Raw genomic sequence first — 26,145 nt, forward strand, 5'->3', positions numbered from 1 at the left:
TTAATCTTCTTGTTCTTCTGATTCTTCGGTGCCACCGGTTTTGGCCAGGGAAGCTTCGTCTTTTACCACCACAAAACTACCATCTTTTAATTGCCGCGACACCGCCCGGAATGGCCCTGAGATAACTTCATCGCCCTCTTTTAACCCACTTAAGATTTGAATATTATCGAAATCGCTGATACCGGTTTTAACTTTTACCGCCTGGGCTTTACCATCGCGGTGTACAAATACAATTTCGTCAATCGGTTCATTTTCGTTAGGCCGTTCGGCTTCGGCGGCATTGTTGTTGCTCGTGTTCCGTATCTTGGTGCCGGCTTTGCCTTCCTCGGCCGTGCGCGTGGTTACGGCCGAAAGCGGCACCGACAAAACATTATTCCGCTTTTCGGTTATTATATCTACGGAAGCCGTCATGCCGGGACGGAATGGAGTAACCTGACGTTTGGCATCCATTAAATGTTTGTACGAATCGTTCAGCAAGCGGATGCGTACTTCAAATTCCGTTACAGCTTCCAGGGTAACCGCATCTTTGGCCGTGTTGGCAATCTGGGTGACCACACCCCGGAATTTCTCGTCCTTACCCGAATAAGAATCTACTTCTACAATGGCCGAATCGCCGACGTTTACCCGGATAATATCGTTCTCGTTTACGTTTACCCGCACTTCCATCGAGTTCAGGTTGGCAATGCGCAATAATTCGGTACCGGCCATTTGCGAGGTACCCACCACCCGCTCGCCTACTTCTATGCTGAGTTTTGAAATGGTACCGCTTACCGGGGCGTAAATGGTAGTTTTGTTTAAATTTTTGCGCGATTCTTCTAAGCTCGCCAAGGCGCTTTGCAAATTATACTCGGCGGCGCGCACCCGTTGCCGGGCAGCTTCAATTTCCTGGCGGCTTACATCGTAAGAGGCCTTACTGGCTTCAAAATCGGCCTGCGAAATAACCTTTTGTTTAAATAAATCGGTGTTGCGCTTGTGGGTTAAGGCGGTTTGGGCGCTGTTGGCAATGGTCTGGGAAAGTTGCGCTTTGGCCTGGGCCAGGTTAGCCCGCTGGGTATTTACCTGAGCCTGCTGCATCTGTACCACCGATACATAATTATCAGCCCGAATTTTTAATAGTAACTTTCCTTTCACCACCGAGTCGCCTTCTTCTACGTGTAATTCGGTTATCTCACCGGGTACATCGGGGCTGATTTTTACTTCTACCTCGGGCTGCACTTTACCCGAAGCGCTTACCTTTTCAACAATATTCGTTTTTTTAACTTTAGCTACGGTTACTTCGGTACCTACCTTTTTACCTATCCAGCCGTTTTTCTTAGCCACAAAAGCTCCCAGCAACAGCAGGATTAATACAGCGCCTATTATATAAAATTTACGATTTGAGTTTTTGATAGCCATGTAGGTTAGTAATATTAAAGCGACAAGGATTTACCCTGGTAAAAATCTAAAACCTTTAGTTTAAAGGTGTAATCGTATCTAGCTTGTATTAAATCGGTTTGGGCCCGAATAAAATTATTGCGGGCCACGTTAAACTCCGTTGGGTTTAATACGCCGTTGTTAAACCGGATCTCGGCATTTTTAAAAGTTTGCTCCAAAGCTTCCAGTTGGCGGCTGGTGGCGGCAAATTTCTTTTGCGCTGCCAGCGCATCGGCATAAGCTTGCTGAATATTCTGGCGCAACTGGTTGCGTACGATTTCGGTGTTCAGCACTGCGCTTTCATGATTGAGCCTCGCCCTGGCCACATTATTCCGGGTCTGCAAACCGTTTAAAATGGGTATGTTCAGGCTCAGGAAAAGGCTCTTCCCCTGGTTATCGGTAAGCTGATCCAGGAACGGGTATTTTTGGGCAACCTGATTAGGAACGTAAACAAACAACGGTTGCGTGCCGGCAGCATCGGAAAATCCCAGCGCCCTTTGGACAAAGGTATTGCTACCTAAATATAACGATCGAGCACTCGAATATTGGGTATTTAAATTGCCCCCCAAAGCCAGCCGCGGAAAGTACGCTCCCCGGGAAATTTCAATACCTTTCAAAGCACTGTTCACCCTTAATTCGGCGCTCCGCACTTCGGGCATATTCTGCTGGGCAATGCCGTAAACTTCTTCCGGATCAAAATTAATTATTTCTTGTCCCGGATCTTTAATATCGGGTTTTACCACTTCAAAATCCGTCACCTTCTTTAAATCCAGCAACTGCATTAACCGAAGTTCGGCAATATCTTTCTGATTTTGCGCATTAATAATAGCCAGTTCATCGGTAGCTACCTGCGACTGAATCTCCAGCACGTTGCTGCCGGCTACACTGCCGGCCCGAAATAATTTCTGTGTCCGTTCGGCCTGCTGCTGCGAACTGCTTAACTGTACCTTCGCGTTTTCGAGCAAAGCATCGCTGTATATAATTTGTAAATAAGCCGCTACTACATCCAAAATCAGGTTATTCTGCGCCGTCGTAATATCGGTTTCGGCAGCTTCCTTATTCAGGCGGTTTTGTTTAATAGTATTCTGAATCTGAAACCCGTTAAATAAAGGCACGCTGGAAGAAACTGAGAAATTAGCCGATTGAATTTGCTGCGTGGTAAAGGTATTTTCGGTCGGGTCGATGGAGCGCCCAAAGTTAAATCCGTAGTTAGTCGAACCATTTAAGGAGGGCAACATATTGGCGCGGGCTCCTTTCAGGTTAATATCTGTTAACCGGGCATCGAGCTGTCGCTGCTTTACCTGTAGGTTGTTTTTTAGGGCGTAATCAATACACTCAGGCAAAGTCCAGGTGGTTTTGGTTACCTGCTGCGTCTGGGGCTGATTTTGGGCCAGTACCGGCCGGGTAAACAGCAGGCCCGCCGAAAGCAGCCACAGCGGCATGATTTTTTTGGTATAGGTTAACATGGGTTATTCTATATTAGGGATGTAGGTAATATTTTTGATCCAGCTTAAATGCCGGATATATTCGAGCGTTAAAGGTTTCAGGGCGGTATCCATTTCGATAAACTGGCGGGCTTCCTGGTTCCTGCCGCGCCGCGAAACGGTCATGGTGGCAATATTACAATCGTCGTGAGCAATTACATCGGCTATAAAAGCAATGCTGCCTTTTACATCGTTGGCCTGAATTATTATGGTATGTAAATTGGCCGAGAAATCCGAAGGAAAACCATCTACTTCTACAATCCGGATAACGCCGCCGCCCCGGCTCTGGCCCACTACTTCTACCTGCCGGTTGCCACTGCTTAGGTTTAGTTTTAAAGTATTGGGGTGCATAGCCGAAGCATTGCCTACCGATTTAAATGTATATTTTAATTTGGCTTCGTCTGCGTAACGAAATGATTCTTTTATCCGAAGGTCGTCGGTTTTAAAATCGAGTAAACCCGCAATTACAGCCCGGTCAGAGCCGTGGCCTTCGTAAGTTCGGGCAAAAGAGTTATAGAAAGTAATTTCGGCCGTTTCGGGCTGGCAACCCAATATCCGGATGGCAGCCCGCGCAATGCGCACCACCCCCGCCGTGTGGGAACTGGATGGCCCAATCATGATTGGACCAATCATATCGAATATGCTGCTTTTTTCAGCCATGTCCCATTTATATATAACTCTACAATATTCAGAAAATTATGGTAAATATTTAGCATGAATCTGTTTTTTGTAGCTAAACGGCGATTTTTTGCCGGTAAATGGCGCCATTGCTAAAGATGCAGCTCTCTTATTAATACCGTTTATACCATTTGGTTAACACCATATCCCGGAAAGATGCTTAAAAATATACAAAGGTTGCCTGCCACTTCTTAAACTAAATATTATTTTGTTAGTATGTTTACAGCAAAATAAGCCTAAAACCCAAATAGCACATGGAACAGGAGTTTAAACCGGAGGTGTTGGAGCATCTTAGAAGATTGGAGAAAAAATATAATGCCCTCGGCCAGGATTTGGCACACTACCTGGAAGGCTTGTATTACGCCGATTTTACGAACTATTGGGACTATATTCATTTGGATACCTTACTAAGTCTGCAAACACCGCGCACGAATATTCCGGACGAAAAGGTATTTATTGTTTATCACCAGATTACCGAACTTTACTTTAAGCTTTGCTTAAACGAATACGAGCTCATTGGCAAAGACACGCACCTAACGGCCAGCACCTTAATTATGCGCCTGCAACGCATCAACCGTTACTTCGAGAACCTGATTGATTCTTTTGATGTGATGGTAGACGGCATGGATCCGAAGCAATTTCTGCAATTCCGGATGTCGCTGATGCCGGCCAGCGGTTTTCAATCAGTACAGTTCCGGATGATAGAAATTTGCGCCACCGATTTGCGTAACCTCGTTGATAAGGAAAAACGCAAAGCCATGGGCTTACAAACCACCCACGACGAATTAATGGGCTGCATTTACTGGAAAGCCGGCGCCACCCAGGAGGAAGACAATACCAAAACGTTAACCCTGCTGCAATTTGAAGAAAAATATACCGACTTTTTAATGCATCATGCCCTGGCCTACGAAAATAAAAATGTATGGGCCAAATTTAAAGAATTACCCCTGGAAGACCAGGAAAACCCTAAGCTAATCAGGATTTTAAAAGAAAACGACGCCAACATAAATGTAAACTGGCCCTTAATGCATTATAAATCGGCGGTGCGGTATTTGCAGCGGCAAGCCGGCGCTTTACCGGCCACCGGCGGCACCAATTGGCGGCAATATTTACCCCCCAAATTTCAAAAAAGAATATTCTATCCCGAAATATGGACCGAACAGGAAATAGACGATTGGGGTAAAGGCTGGGTAGAAAAGGTGTTGGAAGATTTGTAGCTAATTCTTCGTTCCCTTCTAAAGTTTTATGTTTACTGTATTATTGTGTAAAGCTAGGCATTTGAGGTTTAGCTGGCTTTGAATTTATTCCTGGCCCTTTACGTTTATGAGAAATATCCCAGCTGTCGTTTTTTAAATATTTATATACTCATTTGCCCTGCCCATTTAGAAGAAAAAACAGCAGGATTTTAAGTTTAATAAAATAATCAATTTAAGGTTAACTGCCTTACACGATTAACCCATGAAAAAAGAAATAGAACTGGTGGTAACACCAGAAGTAGCTTATAATGCCGAGCTGTTAGACCAGGAAATACTAAAAGCGGCTCGTATTCCCCAGACCGGTGCCACCGCTATTCATAAATTAAAACGTTCGATTGATGCCCGCGGCCAGCAAGTGGTCATGCGCATTAAAGCCGATGTTTATACCGCTACCCCTCCCACTGATATTCTGAGTCCCGTTTACCGCTACCCCAATGTGCGCCATGCCCGCCCGGTAATTATTGTGGGTGCCGGTCCGGCTGGTTTGTTCGCCGCCTTGCGTTGTGTGGAACTAGGCTTGAAACCCATTATTTTGGAGCGCGGTAAAGACGTTCGGACCCGCCGCCGCGATTTAGCCGCCATCAACAAAGAACATATAGTTAATCCAGACTCTAATTATTGTTTTGGGGAAGGCGGTGCCGGTACGTATTCGGATGGTAAATTATATACCCGCTCTAAAAAGCGTGGCGATATCAACCGGGTATTGCAAATTTTTGTTCAGCACGGTGCTACCTCCGAAATATTATTTGATGCGCATCCACACATCGGCACGAATAAATTGCCGGTAATTATCGCCAACATCCGCGAAACAATTTTGCAGGCCGGCGGCGAAATCTATTTTGATACCCGCGTTACTGATTTCATTTTAAAAGGTGATACCATGACTGGTGTTGTAACGGCAGCCGGCAATAAGTTAGAGGGTGAAGCCGTAATTCTGGCAACCGGCCATTCGGCCCGCGATATTTACGAGTTGCTGCACGCCAAAAATATTCTGATTGAAGCCAAGCCATTTGCCATGGGCGTACGCGTAGAGCACCAGCAAGCCTTAATCGATCAGGTGCAGTACAAATGTGCCGACCGTGGGCCATATTTGCCGGCTTCGTCGTATGCCCTGGTGCACCAGGTAACTCTGGACAACAAGCAGCGGGGAATATTCTCTTTCTGTATGTGTCCGGGCGGATTTATTGTACCGGCTGCCACCGCTCCCGGCGAAGTGGTGGTAAACGGCATGTCGCCGAGTCGCCGCGACTCTAAATTTGCCAACTCCGGCATTGTAGTAGCCATCGACCTGGAAGATTTAAATCTGTCAAAATATGGCCCTTTGGCTGGCCTGCGGATGCAACAGGATTTGGAAAGAAAAGCCTGGATTTTTGGGGGCGGTACCCAAACGGCTCCGGCCCAACGCTTACTTGATTTTACCCGGCGCAAAACATCCGATAGTTTGTTAGAGACTTCTTACCAGCCTGGTTTGGCATCCGTAGATATGCACGAATTGTTGCCTAAGCACATAAGCTACCGGTTGCAGGAAGGATTTAAGCACTTTGGCTCGAAGATGAAAGGCTATTTAACCAACGATGCCCAGATAATTGGCGTAGAAAGCAGAACTTCATCGCCGGTGCGCATACCCCGGGATAAAGAAACACTGGAACACGTACACATTAAAAACCTCTATCCCTGTGCCGAAGGAGCCGGCTACGCCGGCGGTATTGTTTCGGCAGCCATGGACGGCGAACGCTGCGCCGAAAAGGTTTTTGAGAAAATACGTAAATAAGTTAAGAGTTAAAATTTATACTGAATGGTTGATATAAAGTGGTTTTAGGTTCTAATTAATTACCCTTAATTTATTTAGAACTAACTACTAATTACTAACCCCTAAAAACCTAAACCATGAAGAAAACTGTTGTATTAGGAGCTTCCGATAACCCTTCGCGGTACGCTTACCTGGCGGCCAATAAACTAAAGCGGTATGGCCACCCGGTGGTGCCGGTGGGTATCCGGAAGGGCGAAGTAGCCGGCGAGCAAATTATTACGGAGAAGAAACCGATTGAAGACGTAGATACGGTAACCTTGTACGTGGGCACCAATAATTTACCGAGCTGGTACGATTATATTTTATCTTTAAAGCCGAAGCGTATTATTTTTAATCCCGGGACCGAAAACCACGAACTCGAAAAAATGGCCCGGGAAGCCAATATTAAAACAGTACATGGTTGTACCTTAATTATGTTATCAGTAGGGGATTATTAATAATCCCCTTTTTTTATTCTCTTATTTCGAAAAAATTCAACAATTAAATATATTCTTTTTGCCTTCACTTTATTCTCCGCTGCATCAGCAAAAGCCCGCTTCAATAATTAATGGATATTCTTAGCTAAAAAGATTAATTTCGAATATTCACCTAAAATATTCATACTGAAAATATTAAGTTCTGATTTTAGTACATTTTACCCGGAGCAGTAATTTATTCGAATAATTTTTTAATCTTCAGGCAACCATCTTACCCCGGTTTACATCTACCTAGACAAATAGCAATACTTATAATATCGAAATACATTTACCACCACCGTGAGCGAACCCGAAATAATTAAAGGACTGCTGAAAGGCGAAGGTAAAGCACAAAAGTTTGTGTACGAAAAGTATGCGGCCATTATGCTGGGTATTTGTATCCGGTACCTCAAAAACCAAATGGATGCCGAAGAAATAATGCTGAACGGCTTTGTGAGGATTTTTGGGAATATTGGGCAATTTGAAAATAAAGGCAGTTTTGAGGGGTGGATGAAACGGATTGTGATTAACGAAGCGTTGGGCTTTCTGCGGAAGAAAGAGCCCTTGCACCTGGCCATTGAGAAAGAACACATACAAGTGGCCGCAGATGCCAATGCCGAAATGGATTTAGCAGTAGAAGATTTATTGAACCTGCTGCACGATTTACCGGCCGGTTACCGCACCGTTTTCAACCTGTACGCCATAGAAGGATACTCGCACAAAGAAATTGCCGAGATGCTGGATATAACCGAAGGCACCTCAAAATCGCAATTAAGTAAAGCCCGGGCCCTTTTGCAAAAAAGACTTACCGGACAGGAAATATCAACTTATTAGTTTATGGAACCAGAAGAAATAGATAAATTATTTAAGAACCGCCTCGGCAATTTGCCGGTGCCGCCCTCGGCAGATGCCTGGATGCGGCTGCAACAGAAAATGGAGCCGCCCAAAAAGGAGCGCACCATGTGGATTTATTATGCGGCGGCCAGTGTGGTTATTTTGCTGATATCGGGTTTGTTGCTTTTACGGAATTATAACCCGGAACCAACCGCAACCGTGGCGCAAACTGAAGTTACGATGCCGACTGAAAAGAATAATTCAAAAAATCCGATAACCCAGGCAACCACACCGCCCGAAACGACATCTACTTCGGAAACAGCGGTAATTGCACAAGTAGATAAAAAAGCAGAGGTAGTTAACCGGGAGCCCAAACTTGAAATTAGGAAAGAAACTACCAGAAAGAACACAGATGCAAAATTGGCTCAGGTAAAACCGAAAGGCGCTGGTAAGAAATCCGGAAGTGAACTGCCTGCTACGCCAACGGTAGATACTAAAAAAGATAATGCACCAGCCTTGGCCCTGGAAAACAAAACAATAATTGCACCGGATAACCAAAGCGTTGCTGCTAATAAGGAGATAAACAACCAGGTGGTGCAGGTGCTGGTAAAACAAGATAATACCGATGAAGCGGCACTTGCCTATAACACAGAAACCGACCTCCGGGAAAACATCAGCAAGAAAGGGGCGCTGCTGAAAAATATTTACAAACAGGCCCGCAATCTTAAAAACGGCGAACCGGTAGAGCTGGCGGCTTTGGGCCTGACCCCTGAAAAGATTAACTCTGAAAAAGAAAATATTAAACAAAAATTAAACAAAGTTATCTCACTCTAATCTTTAAATAATTATGAAACCCCTGACGTTTATACTGGCCATTTTAATGGTCGCGGCTACCGGTTTGCCTTTACGCGCCGAAATGCTTAAAACCCCTACCCCTAACCCAAAGGACACCATTTTTATAAAATTACCCAACGGGGCCGGCATGAACCTGATTGTGAAAAATACCGATGAACTAAAATCACTGAAAGACTACAAACTAGATTCATTAATACAGATGCTGGGCAAATATGTGGAGCAAATTGAAAACATGGAAAAAGCCAACCGGTACCAGGAAGGCAAAGAACTAACCATGACATTTTACCCAGCCAAAGACCAGAAAGACCCGAGTGCCCCGGAAAAAATTACCATTACCTTATCGGCATCATCAGTTAGTACCATGCACGACAAAGCCAAAAGCAAAGGTTTTATAGAAGGCATTAAAATATTTGTGGAGCACCAGGAGAATAAAAAGAATAACAGCACCGTCGATAAAGATTCAGTTAAAGTAGCGGCAAAAAAAGAGAAAGCGAACCGCCGGATAACCAGCCAGTCGTTTGCGGATGTTGGTCTGAATACCTTCGTAAATGTCCCCAAGAACAGTGGCGATACGTATGATTTACGATCAACGGGATCGCGGTTCGTAAATCTGGTACAATATTACCGTATCCGGATTGGTAGCCAGGGCAGCCCATTTTACCTGAAGCCGGGTTTAGAGTTAACCTTCAACAATTATATGTTTGATAAAAACAATTATTTGATAGACGATAATGGTGTTTCCCGGATAGTGAAAGAAACCACCCGCTCTTTTGAAAAAAGCAAACTGGCCACTTCTTCTATTAATGCGTCTTTAATGCCCGAGTTAAGGTTCCGGGAGAAGAGCGGCAAAGATGGTTTTAAAATTGGAATGGGCGGTTTTGTAGGTTATCGGCTGGGTAGCCACACCAAACTAAAATACCAACTGGAAGGCGACACCGAAAAAGACAAGGAACGCAGCAGTTACAACCTGGAGGATTTTCAGTACGGCGTTAACTTTGCCATCGGCTATCGCAAATTTGAAGTATATACCAAGTATAACCTGAATAATTTATTCAAAGAAAACCGCGGTCCGCAAATGAATGTTATCAGCTTCGGTTTTAGAATTTAAAACCTGTTGTATTGTGAAATAAAACAAAAAAGGAGCTGTTTAAAGCTCCTTTTTTGTTTCATGAATTAACCATTTTTAATTAAAGATTAAAGTTCAAGTAACCCATCTTTGCCATTCAAGAGGAATCTTTATTGCAACCTGCTAAATAGGTTTCTCCTGAATGACAAAGATGGGAACAACAACTTTAAAAGTTAACTGTAAGCTTCCAACTCACATTTACAAGTATAAGATTGTGTAGATAAATTTATTCTATTCACCCACATTCCTATAAAAATTATCAACCAGAATAGCCGTAGCGGTGGCCACATTCAACGATTCGGCCTGGCCGAAACCAGGTATTTTTATTAAACTTTTTACTTTATCTGCTACGGCCGGGCTTAGGCCATTAGCTTCGTTGCCCATCACTAATATTCCTTCGGGTAACAATTGCAGCCGGTGAATATTCTGGCCATTGAGAGCGGCACCATAAATATTAAACTGGCTGGAATATTGGTTTAAAAATTCCGGTAAATTTACGTAGGTTGCAGAAACGCGGCAAAAAGAACCCATGGTGGCTGCAATAACTTTGGGGTTATAAAAATCGGCGCAAGTATGGGAGCAAATAATATTTTTAATGCCGTACCAATCGGCCACCCGGCTAATAGTTCCTAAATTACCCGGGTCCCGAATATCATCCAAAGCAATGGTAAAAGGATTTTCGGAAGGGTTAAACGGAGCTGGTTTTTTAATTTTGGCAATAGCCAGCGCAGCGTTGTTAGAAGCATACGTACCGGCTTTTACCAAATCTTCTTCGGTAATAATTTCATAAGCATAACCTTTGTGCAGGATTTTGGTATTTGATTGGTAAAAGGCTTCGGTTATAAAAAGCTTTTCAATGGCAAAATCCGAATGCAGCAATTCCCGCACACTTTTTGCGCCTTCTACCAGGAAGGCTTGGTGAATAAGCCGATATTTTTTTATTTGCAGGGAGTTAATATACTTAATTAAGGCTTTCGATAACATAGCGGCAACTGCATTTGAAACTTCGATTTTACATATTTGTATTTTCAATCACAATATTATTTTTAGGTAGCTGCGTTCCCACCCAGCATTTAGCCGAAAACGAAAGGCTTTTGTACAAAATAAAGCTACGGGGTGTAGAAGAAAACGACCCGAACCGGATTATGGCCTTGTATCAGCAGCGCCCCAACCGAAAAGTACTGGGCGCTACGCCATATCTATCTATTTATTATTTTGGCAAAAAATTCTTTAACCCCAAAAAAATTGAGCAGCGCCTGGTAGAGAAACGGGCCGAGTTTGACCGGCGAATTCAGCGGGCAGGAACCGATTCAAATAAAATTGAGAACCTACTGCGCAAACGCGAAAAAAAGATTACGCGCCTAACCAGCCACCTGGAAGAAGGCAACGCCATTATGCAGATTGGCGAGCCGCCCGTAATTTATGATTCGCTCAAGGCCCAGGCCACGCTCCAGCAAATTCATAATTACCTCAACTCCAAAGGTTATTTTAAACACCAGGCTTCTTTTACCACCGATTCCCAAAACAAAAAATTAACCCTGAACTACAACATTCAGGAAAACGTGCCTTATACCTACTCCCAGGTTAATTACAACATAAAAGATACCGCTGTGGCGGCCATTATTGATTCTACCCGTGCAGAATCGTTGGTAAAAGTAAACCAGCACTACGACGAAGAGGTACTTGTAAACGAGCGCGACCGGATTGAATTGCTCCTGAAAAACCTGGGCTACTACCAATTTAAAAAACAATTTATTGTGGCCGATGTAGATACCAGTTTCGAACAGAACCAGGTAAGGCTGCAGATTACTATTAACAACGATAATGATACCATCCCCCACCAGGTATTCCGGTTGGGGCGGGTAAATTTTAAAGCCGATGCCAACCTGGAACGGTTCGGCCTGGAGCGCGACACCATTTTGTTTAACCGTATTTATTATCTGGCCTATAACCACCGCATATCGCCCCGCATTATTGATAAAAAAATAACCATCCGGCCGGGCCAGCGGTACAGTTTACGCCGCACATCTATTACTAACCGCCTCCTCACCAACCTGGATATGTTCCGGTTTTTGAGTATTAATTACCAGGTTGATACCCTAAACTCAACTTTGCTGACGGCCAATATTAACGCGAACCCCAGCCGCCGGTTCCAGGAAACTACCGAAGCCGGCGTAAGTTACAGCGCTTACCTGCCCGGCCCTTTCGGCAATTTACGCCTTACGGTTCGTAATATATTTGGCGGCGCCGAGTTGTTCGAAATTGGTTTTCGGGGCGGTTTAGAAGGTCAGTTTGCCTTAAACGGGCGCAGTGGTAATACCCAGCGCCCGGGTTCGGTTTATACCACCGAACTGGGAGCTAATACGGCCATTATTTTTCCGCAATTTCTGGTGCCTTTTAATGCCAACCGGTATTTTATCCGGTACAGTCCCCGCACCCGCGTGAATTTAAATTATACCTATATCGACCGCCAGGAATTTACCCGTACGAACCAGCAAACCACCTTCGACTATATCTGGCAGATGTCGAACCGCTTGCAGCACGTTTTTACGCCGTTTGATTTAAGCATCAACTCCACCCATAACATTGATCCAGGTTTTAAGCAACGCCTGATAAATGCGCGACCCGAGCAGAACCGGGAGGTAGCCACTACCTACGAGAAAAGCTTTGCTTCGTCGTTTATTTCCAGCATGAACTATACCCGCGTCTTCAACACAAATAATTATAACCATACCCTGGATGCTATATTCACGAGGTTATTTGTGGAAGAGTCGGGTTTGTTAGGCAGCATGGTTTTCCGGGGCCGCGACTCGATTCCGCTGGGGAATGATTATTTAAAAATATTCAAATATTACCGCGTTAACACCGATGTCCGTCGTTACTTTAAATTAGCCCCGACTACTTTTTTAGTGTCCCGGTTAAATATTGGTTTGGCCCGTGCTTTCGATAAAAACGATTACTTGCCCTACGACCGGTATTATTATGCGGGGGGCGGTACCAGTGTGCGGGCTTTCCGGCCGCGCCGCTTAGGTCCTGGCTCTTATTTCCCCGTCAGCCGCGATTCTTTAGGCCGGTTTGAATATGAAACGGATGGCACTTACCGCCGCGATATCCAGAGCGAGCAACAGGGCGAATTGCTGTTAGAAGCAAATATGGAATATCGGTTTAACCTGTTTAGTTTTGTCAACGGGGCTGTATTTCTGGATGCCGGCAACATCTGGATGCTCACCAATGATCCGGCGCGGCCCGGCTCTCAGTTTGAGTTTAAAGATTTCTGGAAGGAATTTGCCGTTGGAACCGGGTTTGGTTTCCGGTTCGATTTTACTTTCCTGATTGCCCGGATAGACCTTTCGGCCAAAGTATACGACCCTTCCCTGCCCCTGGGCAAACGGTTTGTACTGGATAAAACGGTCCTTTTTAACTCTGATAATTACTACAACCTGGCTTTTAACCTGGGCATTGGTTATCCATTTTAAAATTTCATCTTAATACGCTAAACCGCTGCCCTTGCTGCGTGTATTTACCATAGCCGTCCGGCTAAGAAAAAATATCGCTTTCAATCTCTTGGCTTGTCTCCTGGCAAGCCAAGAGATTGAAAGCGATATTTTTTTATTTTTGCCACAAAGTTTGGCCTTATCTTCCGGCCGGTGAGGGCACAGGCCGGGGAACAAGTATTCATGGTATTGACTGGCTTATTGTTCAAATAAAAGAATATTATTCTGCAAGTAATTGGCCGATGGCAACTGCTACTTTTTCGGGGTTAGGTAGCATCATCTTCTCTAACGCAATATTTAACGGAACGGCCGGCAGATCAGCGGCTCCCAACACCCGAATGGGCGCATCTAAATACTGAAAACAGCTTTGGGATAAGCGGCCGGCCAGGGCTTCGGCAAAGGAGTTAGTGGCGGGCTCTTCGGTTAATATTAAAGCTTTACCGTGCTTTTGTACCGATTGCTGTAGCAGCGAATAGTCCAGGGGAAATAAAGTTCTTAAATCAATAATTTCAATCTGTCCGGGAAAACGATTAGCCGCAGCTTTGGCCCAGTAAACGCCCATGCCGTAAGTAATAATTACCAGCGTATCGCCGGCACTTAATTTTTCTGGATTGGCGGGTAAGTCTATTCGGGCTTTGCCTAAAGGCAGCATATAATCTTCGGCGGGTTCTACGGTTTTGGCCTCTTTGGTGCCGGGCAACTTAGACCAGTACAACCCTTTGTGCTCCAGAATAATTACTGGGTTGGGGTCCAGAAAGGCCGCTTTCATCAAACCTTTTATATCGGCAGCGTTAGAAGGGTAAGCTATTTTAATTCCTTTAATGGTTAACAACGTAGATTCGATGCTGCCGGAATGGTAAGGACCACCCCCACCGTAAGCGCCAATCGGTACCCGGATTAAGGTTTGTACCGGAAACTTGCCTTGCGTCAGGTAACAGGACTTGGAAATTTCTTCTACCAATTGGTTCAAACCGGGCCAAATGTAGTCGGCAAACTGAATTTCCACAATCGGTTGGGCACCCACCGCCGACATACCGGCCGTAGAACCAATAATATAGGCCTCCTGAATGGGCGTATTAAAAACCCGCTCATCGCCGAACTTGGTTGCCAGTAAGGCCGCTTCCCGAAACACCCCGCCCAGTTGCCGGCCCACGTCCTGTCCGTATAGCAAGGCGGCAGGGTACTGCTTTAATATTTCTTCTACGGCGTGCAAAGCCGCATCTACCATTGTTATTTTCTCCGCATTGGGCGGGGTTCTCTCACCCGTTTCTGCTGTAACCGGTGTAGGGGCAAATACGTGTTCGGCAAATGTATCGGGGTCCGGGTTGGGTGCGTCCAGTGCTTTCTGGTATTGATCCTGCACAAAAACCTGTACTTGTTGGTTCAGTTCTAATAATTCTTCCGGTTTTAAGCCGGCCTTAATTAAAAACTTTTGCAGAATAGGTAATGGGTCATGGTGTGATTGCTGTTCCAGGTCATCGCCGCGGTACCACTCCCGCCGCACGCCCGATGTATGGTGGCCGAGCAGCGGGCACTTAGCATGCACCAGCACCGGGCTTCTTTTATCCCGGCAATATTTAAAAGCTTCCTGCATGGTTTCGTAGGAGGCCCGGAAATCGGAGCCGTTTACCCGCAGGCGGTGCAAGCCTTTAAAACCGGCGGCAAATTCGTACGCATCCATGGCCCGCATTTCCGAAGCCTTCGCCGAAATGCCCCACCCGTTGTCCTGCACCAGGTACACAATAGGCAATTTTTTCAGTACCGACATTTGCAGCGCTTCGGCCACCTCCCCTTCGGTAACCGAGCCGTCGCCTAACGAACACAGCACAACCCGTTTTTCCGCAGGGTTAAGGATACCTTGTTTTTCGAGGTATAATATAGCGTGGGCCATGCCGGTAGCCGGAATAGACTGCATGCCCGTAGCTGAGCTTTGGTGCGGAATTATGGGGAAACCTTCGCGCTTTAACGAAGGATGGCCGTAATACAAGCGCCCCCCGGAAAAAGGATCGCCGGCTTTGGCAAATAACTGGTACATGAGTTCCGAAGGACTTAACCCTAACCCCAGCAAGATAGATTCGTCGCGGTAATAAAGAGCGGCATAATCGTGGGGTTTCAACCCAAAAGCCGCTGCCAGCTGAATGGCCTCGTGACCCCGGGAAGTGCTATGCACGTATTTAGAGCAAATCTGTTTGTTTTCTTCGTAAATATCCGACATACAGCGGGCTGTTAACATAAGCCGGTATGCCTTTAATAAAAGCGCAGGGTCGATCTTCACAGAGAAACGGTTGTTTGTTGTTGGGTTAGGGTCAGGTTTGGTATATTGGTTTACGAAAAATAAATCCGGAAGATTAAGGCAATCCTGGACGCCGAAAATTGCGAACCGTCGTTTATCCTATAAATTTGCCCTTTAGATATTATTTGTAAACGATGAAAGAAGAAGTAGAAGCTTTTTTTAAATCATTTCAGGACAATTTATGCAGCGCACTGGAAAGCTGCGATGGCGGGGCTCTTTTTACCGAAGATTTGTGGTATAAAGGCGAAGGAGAAGGCGGCGGTCGCACCCGCATTTTTCAGAACGGTCAGGTGCTGGAAAAAGGCGGGGTATTATTTTCGGCGGTTACCGGCACCTTGCCCGAAGCGGCGGCTAAAGCCTTGTTATTGCCCGACCCTCATTTTTTTGCCACTGGCGTTTCGGTGGTGCTGCACCCAATCAGCCCCATGGTGCCTATTACCCACATGAACGTGCGGTATTTTGAAGCGGGCAACGGCGAGGCCTGGTTTGGCGGCGGCATTGATTTAACCCCGATTTATTTAGATAAAGCCCAAGCCGTAAACTTTCATAAAGCTCTTAAAAAAGCCTGCGACCAGCACCACGTGGGCTATTACGACGAATTTAAGAAATGGGCAGATGATTATTTCTACTTGACCCACCGGCAGGAGACCCGGGGCGTAGGCGGTATCTTCTTCGATCGGTTATTGGCCACGTCCGAAATCAGCCTACCCGAAAGGTTTGCCTTTGTACAATCCGTAGCTAATACCTTTGCGCCAGTATATACGGATATCATGAACCAAAACCGGGATTTACCTTACACGCCGGAACAAAAGCAATGGCAATTGCTACGCCGGGGCCGGTACGTTGAATTTAACCTGGCGCTAGACCGGGGTACCCGTTTTGGCCTGGAAACCGGCGGCCGGACCGAGTCTATCCTGATGAGTTTACCGCCGCTGGCGGGTTGGGAATATAATTACCAGCCTGAGGCCAACAGCCCGGAAGCCGATACATTAAAGTATTTGAAAAAAGATATTGACTGGATTAACCTGTAACGCCTGTGCTGGAATACCTGAAAGAACTAGACCTGCAATTATTTGACTACCTCAACGGCTATACCCATACCTTCTGGGATGCTTTTATGATTCAGATTTCGGACCGGAAATTCTGGTTTCCGCTGTATGCTTTTTTGCTCTTTTACCTGATATATACCTTCCGGAACCAGAGCATCCTGAAATTAGTAGCCATTGGCCTGACTATAGCTGCTGCTGATGGCATTTCGGCCCAAATTATTAAACCCTTGGTTGGTCGTTTAAGGCCATGCCACGATGCCGCCTTGGCCGATATAGTGGTAATTATAGACCGCTGTGGCGGGCAGTATGGGTTTGTTTCCTCGCATGCCGCTAATACTTTTGGCTTGGCTATGATTGCGGCTATGTTGCTCGACAAAAGGTATTTTTATCTTAAATTATTCCTGTTTGTCTGGGCCACTTTTATCTCGTACAGCCGCATATATTTGGGGGTACATTATCCGGGCGATGTGTTATTTGGAGCGCTCCTCGGAATTTTACTAGGCTATATTATTGGTAAATTGTACTGGTGGACCCGGAATCGTTATTACCCCGAGAAACCCGCTGAATTATAGAACTACTAATCTTTTCGAGCTTTACTTAGTACAAAAGGGTTTATCTTGTTAGCTTGTTCCTGCGTATAGCTTATTCTGAAATCAAATATTAAAACGATGAGCGAAGCGAAGAAAACAACGAACCGAAAAGAAATTCAGGAATGGGCCGAAAAGCACGGCGGCGTGCCTGCCATTATTAAAGGTACCGATAAAAAAGGTAAAGGCGAAGGTTTACTGCGGATTCATTTTCCGGACAAAAGCGACCAGGACGATAATTTTGAAGAAATCAGTTGGGAAGAATTTTTTAAAGAATTTGAGCACAGCAAACTGGCGCTGCTCCACGACCCCAAAGGCAACTTTAACAAACTGGTTAACCGCGATTAATATTTCGAAGGCCGCCCCCAAGGGCGGCCTTTAATATTTGTCTACCTCCTAATTATTTATCCTTTAAAATTCGGGCAATATATTTCCCGATGATGTCGAACTCCAGGTTTACGCGGGTACCGGGCTGCACCTGATTCAGGTTGGTGTGTTCGTACGTATACGGAATAATAGCCACCGAAAAATAATTAGGTCCGGAATTTACGACCGTTAAACTGATGCCGTTTACACAAACCGAACCTTTCTCCACCGAAATATTGCCCGGAGCCGGATCATATTCAAAAGTAAAAAGCCAACTTCCATCCTGATTTTTAACCTCGGTGCATACGGCAGTCTGGTCTACGTGGCCTTGCACAATGTGCCCGTCAAACCGCCCGTTGGCGGCCATACAACGCTCCAGATTTACTTTATCGCCAATATTTAAATCATTCAGGTTGGTTTTTTGCAGCGTTTCGTCTATGGCCGTTACGGTGTAGTTTTCCGGCTGCAAATCTACTACAGTCAGGCACACCCCATTATGCGCCACGCTTTGATCTATTTTTAATTCTGATAAAAAAGGGCAAGTCAGCGTAAAATGTTTATTCGTTCCTTCTTCCCGAATATTTACTACCTGCGCCTGCGCTTCTATAATGCCTGTAAACATTTATTTTAAATTATAATTAATCTCTGGTTTAACGTAAATTTTAAAACTAACCCTGCCAAAAACAGTTGTCTTAATGCTTTAAAAAAGGGTATAACTTCGGTTAAATTTCACTGGCAACCTAGAATTTAGGTTTCTAAATGCTAATTTCGCAATTCGTTGGATTAAAAACGCTGGCATTACGTAAATTAACTTAATGGCCATTAAAACCCGAAAGGTTCAGGATGCCTGTTTTTGCCAAATATACCATTATTAAATATTATTCATGTTTACCGATAGCTACAAACACAAAGGCATGCGTAACGGGTTGGTCCGGTTAATCCGGGAAAAAGGAATCCGGGACGAGCGGGTGTTGCAGGCTATAGCCGACGTGCCCCGGCATTTCTTTTTTGAAAAAGCCTTTCTGGAACATGCGTACCAGGACAAAGCTTTTCCGATTGGCGAAGGCCAAACTATTTCGCAACCTTACACTGTAGCGTATCAAACCGAACTGCTGGAGGTGCAGCCTACTGATAAGGTCCTGGAAATTGGTACCGGGTCGGGTTACCAATGCTGGATTCTGCTGAAATTAACTCCCAACGTTTATACCATCGAATACAATAAAATTCTGTACCAGAAAGCCGTAAACTTTTTTAAAGCCATGAACCTGAAACCGAATACATTTTTGGGTGACGGCTCTTTGGGGTTACCCGCCTATGCACCTTATGATAAAATATTGGTTACAGCTGGTGCTCCCGTGGTACCTAAAACTTTACTATCGCAGTTAAAGGTTGGCGGCATTCTGGTAATACCGGTAGGCGATACGAACAACCAAAAAATGATACGGATTACCCGGGTAGGCGAAGACGAGTTTACCCGCGAAGAATTAGATAACTTTAAATTTGTACCGCTATTAGGTAAATCCGGCTGGAATTTATAAAGAACCTATTTTAAGACACTTGGTTTACCCCTTCGCGCAAGCGCACTTTTCCGATACATAAAAACATTCATGAAAAAACAAAAAAGTGTAAAAGCCTCTTTCACCACCATGACGGAACTGGTTTTACCTAACGATACCAATACCCTGAATAACCTGATGGGCGGCCGCATGATGCACTGGCTGGATATTGTTTCGGCCATTTCGGCGCAGAAACATTCCAACCGCATGGTAGTTACCGCCTCTGTAGATAATGTTTCTTTTAAAAACAGCATTAAATTGGGCAGCGTGGTTACCTTAGAAGCGCAGGTTACCCGGGCCTTTAATTCTTCTATAGAAGTACACGTAAATGTGTACGCCGAAGATATTCCCTCCGGAACCAAAGTAAAATCGAACGAAGCTTTCTTAACTTTTGTGGCCGTAGATCAATCGGGCAACCCGATAGATGTGCCCGATGCCATACCAGAAACGGAAGAGGATATGCGGCTTTACGAAGGGGCCTTGCGGCGGCGGCAGTTACGCCTGGTGTTGGCCGGCCGCATGAAACCCGAAGAAGCCGTAGAATTAAAATCTATTTTCAATTTGCAGCAAGGATAAAAATGGCGGAGCCAGACTTATTACCATTTTACCAGCATTTTTACTCGGAGCACTTGTTTGTAGTACCCGAAACCGGTTCGGCCAATGCTAATATTCCGGCGCAACCGGCAGTTCCGCCGCGGCCCGAAGTGGTAAGCGGCGATACGCCTTTAACAAAAAAGTTTTATGTATCCGGCGAAAATAAAAAAGGATTGGTTTTGCTGTTTTCATTACCCGCCGCAGAGTTTGCCACCTTGCCGCAAAATGTTTTCCTCACGAAGGTGTTAGCGGCTATTCAGCATATGCCCGCCGATGTGGCTTACGTAAATCTGGAGCCTGGTTATAAAATTAATATTTTCGATTTATCGAAAGAAACAAAGTTGGAGCAAGTAGTAGCCTTTGGTAAAGATTTAGTTGATTTGGCGATTGGCTTTCAGATACACCTATATAAACCGGCCGCCGTTGGCCAAGTTCCATTACTCCTGGCCGATCCTTTAGAATACATTGAGAATGATGTAAACCGGAAAAAAAATTTATGGAGCGGCTTACAGGCAATATTTTTAAATAAATAAAAGAATAGCCTTAAACAACTACCATTTAATAAAAACCCACCAAGTTTGCTATCCTGAAAGGAAGTTAGAAAGTAATACAGGAAGTTTCCGCCCTACTGGTTTTACCTGTAATACTTTCAAATATTAGATATTTTAAAGAAAAAAAAGGTAACAGTTTTAAAAGATGGTTTACACGATTAATTATCACCTTGTATATACTGTTAGCAGATTGGTTTAAAATAAAAATGCCTTCCATTTCAGAAGGCATTTTCGTTATTTATAAAGCTTAGGTTTTATTTCATTAACGAAGCTAATTTTTCTTCCAGAGAAGGGCCTCTTAGGTTTTTGGCAATAATTTTTCCTTCCTTATCCAGCAGCAGGGTTTGCGGAATAGCCTGGATGTTATACAATTTGGCAGCACTGCTCTCCCACCCTTTCAGGTCCGAAACGTGCGGCCAGGTAAGCTTATCTGCGTCAATCGCCTTCAGCCATTTATCCCGCGATTCGTCCAGCGATACGCCAAAAATCTCGAAGCCTTTGTCTTTGTACTGGTTGTACATCCGCACCACATTCGGGTTTTCCTGGCGGCATGGGCCGCACCAACTGGCCCAAAAATCGACTAACACGTATTTGCCACGCAGCGAAGACAGCGAAACGGATTTGCCATCGGGAGCCGGTAAGCTAATATCCGGCGCCTGTTGGCCAACTGCTACAGTTCGAAGGGTACTTAATTTGGTGGTTAGCGCCCGGGTAAATTTTGAATCCGGAATAGTTTTGTTAAAGGCAGTTGCCATGCTATCGGCAAAAGCAAACTCTTCGTCGGGGTTAATCAGGCTAAGTGTGGCAAAAGCCGATACCACCGAATTAGATTTGGAGCGGATAATATTTTTAAGGCGTTGATTATTTGCCTTTTGCAAATCCATAAACTTTTGCTGCAAACCCGCGAGCGAATCTTCCTGACCAGCCGTTTGGGCAGCAACAAAACGTTTTTCCAGTTTAGCGCCGGCTTCCTGCATACTGGTTAACACTGCCTCAATGCGCTTCAGGTTTTCCGATTCTTTAGAGCCTTGAACCGTATTGGTTTTACGTAAATCTTTGGCATCGGCAGTCACTTCAATTCGCTGGGTATCTACCACCAGTAACATCATGTTCTGGTCGTTCAGCGAAATCCGGTAAATGCCCGGGTCATCGGCCTTGCCGGTAAATTCAAAAGAACCGTCGCTTTTTACTTCGGCGGTATCGCGGAAAACAAATTGCTGCTCGCCTAACTCGCTCAGGTAAATATTACCCGAAGTCTGGTTTTGCAGTTTCCCTTTAATGGTAAAAGAATCTTCCTGCGTACCATTTTTGGAGCCTATTTTATTACAACCGCTAAAAGCTGCGGTTAAGAATAAAAAAGCCACTAAAACATTTTTTTTCATTTCTGATTATTTAAACTCTCACCAGGTAAACTCCTTCCAGGCTGATTTAGTATGAATTACCCTAAGCGCAATACATTAAATTTGCCGCACCCAAAGCAGCCCGCCAATGAATTACATATTTTACAGGGCTTTTAGTTTCTCCTGCAATAATTTATTCGTTGTTTTGGGGTCGGCTTTGCCCTTGGTCAGCTTCATAATCTCGCCCATAAACATACCCACCAATGCCGTTTTACCAGCTTTGTATTCGGCTACTTTTTTCGGATTATTTTGCAGCACCTGGTCAATAAAGCCCACCAAAGCATTATCATCCGATTCCTGAATCAGGTTTAACTCTTCGGCTGTGGCCAGTGCCGATTTGTCCGGGTTTTTAACCAGGTGCGGAAAAATATTGCGGGTGGCGGCCGTGTGGTTTACTTTATTTGCTTCTACTAAAGAGATTATCTCGGCAATTTGAGCCGGTTGCAGCGGAAACTCCGAAACATGCAGTGCCAGCTCGTTAAGGTGCGATTTTACCGGACCCATAACCCAGTTAGAAGCCGCTTTGTAATTGGTAGTATGCTTACAAACGGCATCAAAATATTCCGCAATCTCTTTTGTATCAGTCAGTACATTCGCATCGTACTCCGGTAAGCCAAACTCCTTGGTGAACTTGGCATAAAGCTCGTGCGGCAAACTCGGCATCTGGCGGTGAATACGGTCGAGCCACTCCTCCGAAATAACCAGCGGCGTTAAATCCGGTTCCGGGAAATACCGGTAGTCGTTCATCGATTCTTTTGAGCGCTGACCGGAAGTTAAACCGGTATTCGCATCAAAGCCCCGGGTTTCCGATTCAATCGTTTCGCCGGCTTCCAGCATCGCAATCTGACGTTCTATTTCGTGGTCGATGGCCCGCTGCACATTCCGGAATGAGTTCATATTTTTAACCTCTACCTTGGTACCAAATTTTTCGGCACCTTTCAGCATCACCGAAACGTTGGCATCGCAGCGCAAAGAACCTTCTTCCATGTTACCGTCGCAAATATCGAGGTACCGCACCAGTTTCTTAATTTCTACCAGGTAGGCATAAGCTTCGTCGGAATTATGAATATCCGGTTCCGATACAATCTCAATCAGCGGCACACCGGCGCGGTTAAAATCAACCAAAGTTTCAGTTTCACCGGCCAGGTGCATCGATTTACCGGCATCTTCTTCCATGTGGATGCGGGTAATATGAATATTTTTCTCCTGCCCATCGGCTAACTGAATAGCTACATAACCTTTCTGGCAAATCGGGGTTTTATCCTGGGTAATCTGGTAGCCTTTTGGCAAATCCGGATAAAAATAATTTTTACGCGCAAAAATATTGGTGCGGGTTATTTCACAATTAGTGGCCAGACCCATTTTAATGGCAAAGTCTACGGCTTGCTTGTTCAGGCGCGGCAAAGTACCCGGATGCCCCAGCGTAATAGCGCTAATATTGGTATTGGGCAGCGAACCATACTCCGTAGTATCGGCGGTAAAAGCTTTGCTGTTGGTAAGTAACTGGGCGTGTACTTCTAAACCGATAATGGGCTGGTATTTGTCTAATATTTCTTTATCCATGGATGAGGATAATATTTATACGTTTTAAATAAATTATTTTAAACAGGTAAAAGCCAGCTAGCTAAATGGCTTTGGTTTAATTAAACGGCAACCGCTTTGGCAATCAGCTCTTCGGCTTTGGCCGGAATGGCTGCTAAACCGCTAACGTCTTTACCGCCGGCCGTGGCGTAAAACGGCTGACCACCGCCCCCGCCTTTAATTTCTTTCGCCAGCTCTTTTACCAAAGCTACGGCATTCAAACTTTTATCGGCAACTAAATTATCCGACAGCATTACGGCTAACTGGGGCTTGCCGTCTATTTCGGCAGTTAACACCAGCACCAGGTTTTCCGGCACTACATTCCGGATATCGTAAGCCAGTTTCTTCAAATAATCCGCAGAGCTCACATCCGCTTTTTCGGCGATGAGGCTAATCTGGTCAATTTTCTTAGCCTGGCTTATAAGGGTATATTTCTGGCTGGCCAGTTGCTTTAATTCAAACTGCTCCAGTTGCTTTTTCAGCAGATTATTTTCTTCGAGCAGGCGCTCCACGTTTTTGGTTAAGCTGCCTTGTTGGCCAACTAATTCCTTTATTGCTTCGAGTTGCTGCAATTGCTCCTGCACGTATTGTTCTGCCGAAACAGCTGTTACAGCTTCTATGCGGCGCACGCCCGCGGCTACGGAGCTTTCCGAAACAATTTTAAAATAACCAATTTCGCCGGTGCTGGGCACGTGAATACCACCGCACAACTCCACCGAAAAATCTTTATCAAAGGTAATTACCCGCACAAAATCGCCGTACTTTTCGCCGAACAAGGCCATAGCGCCCATGGCTTTGGCTTCTTCAATCGGTACATTGCGCTGCTCGTTGAGCGGAATATTTTTCCGGATATGCTCGTTTACAATACTTTCTACATCGCGCAACTGGTCTTCGGTTACTTTGGTAAAGTGCGAAAAGTCGAAACGCAATAATTTCTCGTTTACCAAAGATCCTTTCTGGTTTACGTGGTCGCCCAGCACTTCTTTTAAAGCAGCGTGCAGCAAGTGCGTAGCCGAGTGGTTTTTCTGAATAAGCGAACGACGGCCGGTATCTACCAGACAAGTTAAAGAAGAATTAAGGTCTTCCGGTAAATCGTGGGTAACGTGAATAATCAGGTCGTTTTCTTTTTTCGTATCCAGCACGCGCACCTGGCTCAATTCGGATTCCAGAAAACCGGTATCGCCCACCTGACCACCACTCTCGGCGTAGAAGGGCGTTTTATCCAGCACCAGGTGGTATTCGGTTTTACTTTTGGTTTTCACTTGGCGGTATTTCACCAGGCGGGCTTCGGCGGTTAAATTGTCGTAACCAATAAAAGCAGTTTCGGCCTCGTCGTTCAGGATAACCCAATCGCTTTGCTCGGCCTGAGCCGCATTGCGGGAACGGTTTTTCTGCTCCTGCATTTCTTTTTCAAAGCCGGCTTCGTCAACGCTAAAGCCGTTTTCTTTGGCAATTAACGCTGTTAAATCGGCTGGAAAACCAAAAGTATCATATAATTCAAAGGCTGTCTTGCCGTCAATAATATTCTGGTTGGAAGTAAATTTATCCCGCAGGCTATCAATCCGCTTTAAGCCGTTTTCCAGCGTACGCAGAAAAGCCAATTCTTCTTCTTCAATTACCCGTACCACAAAATTCTGCTGGGCCTTCAACTCAGGGAATATTCCCAAGGTCTGATCAGCTAATACTGGTACCAGTTTGTACAGGAACGGCTTTTTAAAGCCCAGGAAAGTAAAGGCATAACGCACCGCCCGGCGCAAAATCCGGCGGATTACATAACCAGCTTTGTTATTCGAGGGCAACTGTCCGTCGGCAATGGCAAAAGCAATGGCCCGGATGTGGTCGGCTAATACGCGGGTAGCAATATCTTTCTTTTCGTCGGTGCCGTAGGTGTAGCCCGCTTCGCCGGCAATAAACTGGATCAGCGGCTGAAATACATCAGTATCGTAGTTCGATTGCTTGCCCTGGATAGCCATGCACAAACGCTCAAAACCCATTCCGGTATCTACGTGCTGCGCAGGCAGTTTCACCAATGAGCCATCGGCTAACCGGTTAAACTCCATAAACACGTTGTTCCAGATTTCTACCACCTGCGGGTGGTCGTTATTAACTAAATCATAACCCGATTGCCGGGCTACTTCTTCGTCGGAACGTAAGTCGATGTGAATTTCGGAGCAAGGGCCACAAGGGCCGGTTTCGCCCATTTCCCAGAAATTATCTTTCTTGGAGCCAAACAAAATTCGCTCTTCGCTGCCTAATATTTTTTTCCAGATCCCGAAAGCTTCCTCGTCTTTGGGTAAATTATCTTTTTCGTCGCCGCCAAAAACACTCACATACATGCGTTCTTTGGGCAGGTTGTAAACTTCCGTAAGCAGTTCCCAGGCCCAGGGCAGCGCTTCTTTTTTAAAATAGTTGCCAAAGCTCCAGTTACCCAGCATCTCGAACATGGTGTGGTGGTAAGTATCGTAACCTACCTCTTCCAAATCGTTGTGCTTACCTGATACCCGCAAACATTTTTGCGTGTTGGCTACCCGGGCATACGGCGCAGGTTTATTGCCCAGAAAATAATCTTTAAACTGGTTCATACCGGCATTCGTGAACATCAGCGTCGGGTCGTCTTTAACCACAATGGGGGCCGACGAAACAATATGATGATCTTTTGAAGCGAAAAAATCTAAAAATTTCTGCCGGATATCTGCTGCGTTCATAAATACTGAATTAACTTAATATTACCAGAACAGCTTTATTGTATATCTGAAAAAATAA

General features: G+C 45.2%; 22 protein-coding genes. 13 read left to right on the plus strand and 9 right to left on the minus strand.

Annotated elements, in window-relative coordinates:
* Genes AAE02nite_RS22370 through sdaAB form a run of 3 tightly spaced genes read right to left on the minus strand, consistent with a single transcriptional unit; the run spans window position 1 to window position 3,557 of the window.
* Entirely contained in the window at window positions 1-1,395 is a 1,395-nt protein-coding gene (locus AAE02nite_RS22370; protein ID WP_146903532.1) for an efflux RND transporter periplasmic adaptor subunit, read from the minus strand.
* Between the two features lie 14 nt (window positions 1,396-1,409).
* Complete coding sequence (locus AAE02nite_RS22375) at window positions 1,410-2,879, minus strand: TolC family protein (protein WP_146903535.1); 1,470 nt, start codon at window positions 2,877-2,879, stop codon at window positions 1,410-1,412.
* Window positions 2,880-2,882: 3 nt separating this feature from the next.
* Window positions 2,883-3,557, minus strand: a complete 675-nt coding sequence (sdaAB, locus tag AAE02nite_RS22380; RefSeq protein ID WP_146903538.1) for an L-serine ammonia-lyase, iron-sulfur-dependent subunit beta — start codon at window positions 3,555-3,557, stop codon at window positions 2,883-2,885.
* Between the two features lie 272 nt (window positions 3,558-3,829).
* Here sdaAB and AAE02nite_RS22385 point away from each other — a divergent pair, with 272 nt between their 5' ends.
* From AAE02nite_RS22385 to AAE02nite_RS22410, 6 genes are all read left to right on the plus strand, one after another.
* Window positions 3,830-4,792: a tryptophan 2,3-dioxygenase family protein gene (locus AAE02nite_RS22385; RefSeq protein WP_146903541.1), complete on the plus strand. Its 963-nt coding sequence runs from the start codon at window positions 3,830-3,832 to the stop codon at window positions 4,790-4,792.
* A gap of 241 nt (window positions 4,793-5,033) precedes the next feature.
* Window positions 5,034-6,602, plus strand: a complete 1,569-nt coding sequence (locus tag AAE02nite_RS22390) for an NAD(P)/FAD-dependent oxidoreductase (protein WP_146903544.1) — start codon at window positions 5,034-5,036, stop codon at window positions 6,600-6,602.
* A 116-nt stretch (window positions 6,603-6,718) separates the two neighbouring features.
* The gene (locus tag AAE02nite_RS22395; protein ID WP_146903547.1) at window positions 6,719-7,078 is read left to right on the plus strand and encodes a CoA-binding protein; all 360 of its coding nucleotides are present in this window, start codon (window positions 6,719-6,721) and stop codon (window positions 7,076-7,078) included.
* Between the two features lie 318 nt (window positions 7,079-7,396).
* On the plus strand, window positions 7,397-7,930 hold the full coding sequence (locus AAE02nite_RS22400; protein WP_146903551.1) for an RNA polymerase sigma factor: 534 nt from the start codon (window positions 7,397-7,399) through the stop codon (window positions 7,928-7,930).
* A gap of 3 nt (window positions 7,931-7,933) precedes the next feature.
* Window positions 7,934-8,764, plus strand: a complete 831-nt coding sequence (locus tag AAE02nite_RS22405) for a hypothetical protein (protein WP_146903554.1) — start codon at window positions 7,934-7,936, stop codon at window positions 8,762-8,764.
* 13 nt (window positions 8,765-8,777) lie between these two features.
* On the plus strand, window positions 8,778-9,893 hold the full coding sequence (locus AAE02nite_RS22410) for a PorT family protein (protein ID WP_146903558.1): 1,116 nt from the start codon (window positions 8,778-8,780) through the stop codon (window positions 9,891-9,893).
* A gap of 249 nt (window positions 9,894-10,142) precedes the next feature.
* On the opposite strand, the gene AAE02nite_RS22415 is transcribed toward AAE02nite_RS22410, so the two are convergent.
* Window positions 10,143-10,895 carry a TrmH family RNA methyltransferase gene (locus AAE02nite_RS22415; RefSeq protein WP_146903561.1) on the minus strand — a complete coding sequence of 251 codons (753 nt, stop codon included), beginning with the start codon at window positions 10,893-10,895 and terminating at the stop codon, window positions 10,143-10,145.
* A 14-nt stretch (window positions 10,896-10,909) separates the two neighbouring features.
* On the opposite strand from AAE02nite_RS22415, the gene tamL reads away from it, so the two are divergent.
* On the plus strand, window positions 10,910-13,387 hold the full coding sequence (tamL, locus tag AAE02nite_RS22420) for a translocation and assembly module lipoprotein TamL (RefSeq protein ID WP_443092710.1): 2,478 nt from the start codon (window positions 10,910-10,912) through the stop codon (window positions 13,385-13,387).
* Window positions 13,388-13,625: 238 nt separating this feature from the next.
* Here tamL and AAE02nite_RS22425 read toward each other — a convergent pair whose 3' ends face one another.
* Complete coding sequence (locus AAE02nite_RS22425) at window positions 13,626-15,638, minus strand: alpha-ketoacid dehydrogenase subunit alpha/beta (RefSeq protein ID WP_146903567.1); 2,013 nt, start codon at window positions 15,636-15,638, stop codon at window positions 13,626-13,628.
* A 194-nt stretch (window positions 15,639-15,832) separates the two neighbouring features.
* Between AAE02nite_RS22425 and hemF the strand changes: the two genes are divergently transcribed.
* The 3 genes from hemF (at window position 15,833) to AAE02nite_RS22440 (ending at window position 17,682) form a co-directional block, all read left to right on the plus strand.
* Window positions 15,833-16,729 carry an oxygen-dependent coproporphyrinogen oxidase gene (gene hemF, locus AAE02nite_RS22430; RefSeq protein ID WP_146903570.1) on the plus strand — a complete coding sequence of 299 codons (897 nt, stop codon included), beginning with the start codon at window positions 15,833-15,835 and terminating at the stop codon, window positions 16,727-16,729.
* Between the two features lie 5 nt (window positions 16,730-16,734).
* Window positions 16,735-17,319 carry a phosphatase PAP2 family protein gene (locus AAE02nite_RS22435; protein WP_146903573.1) on the plus strand — a complete coding sequence of 195 codons (585 nt, stop codon included), beginning with the start codon at window positions 16,735-16,737 and terminating at the stop codon, window positions 17,317-17,319.
* Between the two features lie 96 nt (window positions 17,320-17,415).
* Complete coding sequence (locus AAE02nite_RS22440; RefSeq protein ID WP_146903577.1) at window positions 17,416-17,682, plus strand: hypothetical protein; 267 nt, start codon at window positions 17,416-17,418, stop codon at window positions 17,680-17,682.
* A gap of 52 nt (window positions 17,683-17,734) precedes the next feature.
* Here AAE02nite_RS22440 and AAE02nite_RS22445 read toward each other — a convergent pair whose 3' ends face one another.
* Window positions 17,735-18,322: a riboflavin synthase gene (locus AAE02nite_RS22445; RefSeq protein ID WP_146903580.1), complete on the minus strand. Its 588-nt coding sequence runs from the start codon at window positions 18,320-18,322 to the stop codon at window positions 17,735-17,737.
* Window positions 18,323-18,584: 262 nt separating this feature from the next.
* On the opposite strand from AAE02nite_RS22445, the gene AAE02nite_RS22450 reads away from it, so the two are divergent.
* The 3 genes from AAE02nite_RS22450 to AAE02nite_RS22460 all read left to right on the plus strand — a co-directional run bounded on the left by AAE02nite_RS22450 (window position 18,585) and on the right by AAE02nite_RS22460 (window position 20,383).
* Window positions 18,585-19,238, plus strand: coding sequence for a protein-L-isoaspartate(D-aspartate) O-methyltransferase (locus AAE02nite_RS22450; RefSeq protein ID WP_146903583.1), 654 nt, complete (start codon window positions 18,585-18,587; stop codon window positions 19,236-19,238).
* A gap of 69 nt (window positions 19,239-19,307) precedes the next feature.
* A complete protein-coding gene (locus AAE02nite_RS22455; RefSeq protein ID WP_146903586.1) occupies window positions 19,308-19,832 on the plus strand; it encodes an acyl-CoA thioesterase in 525 nt (174 codons plus the stop codon).
* 2 nt (window positions 19,833-19,834) lie between these two features.
* Entirely contained in the window at window positions 19,835-20,383 is a 549-nt protein-coding gene (locus AAE02nite_RS22460) for a hypothetical protein (protein ID WP_146903589.1), read from the plus strand.
* A 272-nt stretch (window positions 20,384-20,655) separates the two neighbouring features.
* On the opposite strand, the gene AAE02nite_RS22465 is transcribed toward AAE02nite_RS22460, so the two are convergent.
* The 3 genes from AAE02nite_RS22465 to alaS all read right to left on the minus strand — a co-directional run bounded on the left by AAE02nite_RS22465 (window position 20,656) and on the right by alaS (window position 26,087).
* The gene (locus AAE02nite_RS22465; protein WP_146903592.1) at window positions 20,656-21,783 is read right to left on the minus strand and encodes an AhpC/TSA family protein; all 1,128 of its coding nucleotides are present in this window, start codon (window positions 21,781-21,783) and stop codon (window positions 20,656-20,658) included.
* A gap of 120 nt (window positions 21,784-21,903) precedes the next feature.
* On the minus strand, window positions 21,904-23,364 hold the full coding sequence (gene gatB, locus AAE02nite_RS22470; RefSeq protein WP_146903595.1) for an Asp-tRNA(Asn)/Glu-tRNA(Gln) amidotransferase subunit GatB: 1,461 nt from the start codon (window positions 23,362-23,364) through the stop codon (window positions 21,904-21,906).
* An 80-nt stretch (window positions 23,365-23,444) separates the two neighbouring features.
* On the minus strand, window positions 23,445-26,087 hold the full coding sequence (gene alaS / locus AAE02nite_RS22475) for an alanine--tRNA ligase (RefSeq protein WP_146903599.1): 2,643 nt from the start codon (window positions 26,085-26,087) through the stop codon (window positions 23,445-23,447).
* Window positions 26,088-26,145 lie beyond the last annotated feature (58 nt).

This window comes from Adhaeribacter aerolatus (genome assembly GCF_007991635.1).
Taxonomy (GTDB): domain Bacteria; phylum Bacteroidota; class Bacteroidia; order Cytophagales; family Hymenobacteraceae; genus Adhaeribacter; species Adhaeribacter aerolatus.